We start from the raw sequence: 3,231 nt of genomic DNA, 5'->3' as shown, positions 1-3,231 counted from the left end.
CCGCGACATGGCCTCCATGCTGCTCGACGACTTCCGCGAAGCCGTGGCGCACTTCGATAAGCACCCGGTCACGACGCCCATGACCAAGGAGGAATCGGGCGGGTTCAGCCACCTGTGACGTGATGTGGCATCGGCCCGATCACGGGCCGATGCCAGCGTCGGCGGTGGGCGTCATCACCTGACCGCTGACCGGCTGGGTGCGTTCGGGTAGCAGCAGGACGGCACCGATCAGGAAGCACACCGCGCCGATCAGGGTCTGCGTGTCGGCTCGCCCGGCGTTGTACACCTGGCCGGTCACCGGGTTGATGTAGCCGGCCACGGCGGAGATGCCGAAGGCGACCGACCCGATCAGGTTGAGCAGCGTGATCCACCAGGAATAGGACCGGGGGCGCCAAGCGGCCCAGCCGTGGCAGACCTCGTACCAGGCCAGCGCGCTAGACACCAGGAAGCAGACCGAGCCGATAGCATCGGGGCGCCACACGTGCTCGTGAGCCGCCTGCGCGGATAGGTCGGTCACCATGGCCAGGCCGGTACTGACGTTGAAGTACAGGGTCCCGACGAGTTGCACCCCGGTGGCCCACCAGTCGATCCGCCTCGGCTGGTAGACGAAAAAGCGCCGGTGCGCTGGGTTCAGCGCGCCCGGGGCGGCGTCGACCGCCTCCCGGTAGCTCAGGAATGAGGCCGTGGTGAAAAACAGTGAGCCGACAAAGTAGGTGACCGTATCCCCGACGGCCCCGGCAGCGCTGGCGTATCCCGGCACCGAGCCGATCGCGAACAGCAGCGATCCGATGGCGAACAGGATCGCGATCCACCATCCGCGGGCCTTAGGCGCCCACCACGTCGAGCCGACAGCTGGCTTCTGGTGCTTACGGTGGTGGCGGGATTCCCACCGGACTATGACGCCGTCCGAGCGCACGCGGTCCACGAACGTCACGGGAGCCTCGATGACGACGTCGCGTCCCTCACGGTTCCGCGTGTTCACGAACGCCTCCTTTACACCTCACCCACGGAATCATCGCACCTCATGCCGGGGCGAGCTTCATCCCGCAGAAGGGGGTTAAAGGACGGTTCAGGCCTGTTGCGGGACGGGTGCGAACAGGCCGAGAGCACGGGCCCGGTTGATGGCCTCCAGGCGGCGGTGGGCGCCGAGCTTGTCGTACACGTGCCGCATGTGCGTCCGGACCGTGTTCACCGACACGTAGAGCTCGCGGGCGATCTCCGGCGCGGAAAGGCTGGTCGGCAGGAGGCGGACACGGGCTTCGGCCTGGCTGAGCGGCTCGGGCAGGTCCTGCGGCGGGCCCGCGGCCGGCGCCGCTTGCTCTGGTGGGCCCGCGGCCGGTACCGCGGGGGGTCCTCCCGCCTAGCGCGCTGATGATCTGCCGGACCAGCGCGGGGTGCGCAGTGCGCTGCCGCGCGTGGCGTTCAAGCAGCTTGCCCGTCTGCTGGTGTACTGCCGTGATCATTGTTAGCGCGTGACAGCTCCAGCACTCCGCAAGAGGGGCGAACCGTTGTCCGTATGGCCGAGGCGACTGCAGGACGGCACGTCGGGTTGCGTGCAGCTCTTCGCGCGCGGCGCGTCAGTGGTCGGGATCCCGGAAACTGGGCTCGCGGCCTTCGTTGAACGCTCCGATGCCTTCGACTCGGTCGGGGTGGACGGCGGAGCGCCAGTGTGCCTCCATCATGATCGCGATGGCTTGCTCGATCGGCTCGCCCTGGCCCATCCGGACCGCCTGCTTGACGGCCTGTACCGCGGTCGGTGAGTTGCTCGCGATTTTCTCCGCGATCCGGTGGGCGGCGTTGATGAGCTCGTCCTGGGGATAGAGTTCGTTGACCATTCCGAGCCGGTGCGCTTCCTGCGCGGTGATCGGGTCGCCGGTCATCAGCATCTGCATGGCTTTGCCCGGGGGGAGCAGGCGGGGAAGCAGCGCTGGCGATCCGCCCCCGGCCGCGAGGCCAACCATCGCCTCGGGCTGGGCGAAGGTGGCGTTGTCGGATGCGATGATGAAGTCGGTGCTCTGGGCGAGTTCGCAGCCGCCGCCGTAGGCGATGCCGTTGACGGCGGTGAAGATCGGCTTCCGCAGCTGGCGGACGGTGTCGAGGGTCCGGTCGAAGTCCTGGCGCTGCCGCAGCCAGTCCTCTTTGGTCATGTTTTTGCGCTGGCGGAGGTCGCTGCCGACGGAAAAGGCCCGGCGGCCGGCTCCGGTGAGGATGACGGCGCGGACCGCGGGTCGGACCGCGATCGTCTCCAGGATCTCGGTCAGGAGCGCCCCCATCGCCGTGGTGATCGCGTTGTCCGCGTGCGGCCGGTTCAGCGTGATGACCGCCACCCTCTCGTCCTGCGTGTACTCGACGAGCACGGGCAGGTCGGGTTCGTCGGCATCCGCCGACGGCGGGCTGAAGTCGAGTGCCTTCCAGCGGTCGGTGCGTGCTGGGCTCGTTCCCATGTTCTCCTTCCTTCCTGTTCAGCCGTTCTGGATGTCCATCTCCGCCAGCCAGCGCAGCGCCCGCAGACCCGGCGCGAAGAAGTACTCCCCGCCGCGGGTGATCACGAACGGCGGCAGGCTCTGCAGCCGCCGGCGGATCGGCCGCTGGGGGATGGTGAAGGTGCCCGTTCCGTCGTTCGCTCCGGCGAGCGGGTCTTTTTCGGCGGGCGCGCCAATGAAGATGCCGTCGTTTAGCCACTGCGTCTTGACGAATTCGAACTGGCGCTTGGGGTGAGCTCCGGCAAAGACGAAGATGATACCGCGGTCCGCGCCGTCGTCCTCGAAGACGCCTTCGGGGAGCATGGGGCCGTAACTCGTGCCGAGCCGGAGCATGCGGTGGAGGCGGACGTCGACGCTCATCTCGTGATCGAGCGCGTCCCGGGGGTTTGCACGCCGGGCATGCGCGCCGGCCGGACATTTGAAGCCGCGCAGATCATCGGTGTAGCCGAAGCGGTTGTTGCGGCCTGGGTCCGCGCCGAGATCGGCATCGTCTTGCCCGGGGGATAGCGTGAGCGGCGCGCCGCTCTGCCAGCGGCCGACCATCTTCGCGCCGAGCAGCGCCTCCTCTTCGCGGCTCGCCGCTTTGGCGCGAAGGTACTGCCGGTAGGCGGCGACCCGGGTGTGGAGTTTCCTGAAGGCCAGGTAGGTGCCGTTACGGCCGAGGATCTCGGGGGTCGGCATCGGTCCCGTGCTTCCGGTCTCGTCTGGGTAGCCGAGGATGAACTCGCCCGCCTTGATCGGCCGCTCG

4 protein-coding genes are annotated in these 3,231 nt (G+C 68.2%); all 4 read right to left on the bottom strand.

Going from position 1 to position 3,231, the window contains the following annotated elements:
• Positions 1-139: 139 nt before the first annotated feature.
• Positions 140-982 (bottom strand): hypothetical protein, encoded by an 843-nt coding sequence (locus WA805_RS07035; protein WP_425241931.1) that lies wholly within the window; start codon positions 980-982, stop codon positions 140-142.
• Positions 983-1,069: 87 nt separating this feature from the next.
• Positions 1,070-1,285, bottom strand: coding sequence for a helix-turn-helix transcriptional regulator (locus WA805_RS07030; protein WP_425240149.1), 216 nt, complete (start codon positions 1,283-1,285; stop codon positions 1,070-1,072).
• A 292-nt stretch (positions 1,286-1,577) separates the two neighbouring features.
• Entirely contained in the window at positions 1,578-2,444 is an 867-nt protein-coding gene (locus tag WA805_RS07025) for an enoyl-CoA hydratase/isomerase family protein (protein ID WP_425241930.1), read from the bottom strand.
• Positions 2,445-2,462: 18 nt separating this feature from the next.
• A partial coding sequence (locus tag WA805_RS07020) for a Dyp-type peroxidase (RefSeq protein ID WP_422285859.1) occupies positions 2,463-3,231 on the bottom strand: 769 nt, incomplete at its 5' end.

Origin of the sequence: Trebonia sp. (assembly GCF_049794275.1) — a bacterium.
Lineage (GTDB): Bacteria > Actinomycetota > Actinomycetes > Streptosporangiales > Streptosporangiaceae > Trebonia.
Note: the sequence above shows the minus strand (reverse complement) of the source record. Positions and strands in the feature narration are given on the sequence as shown.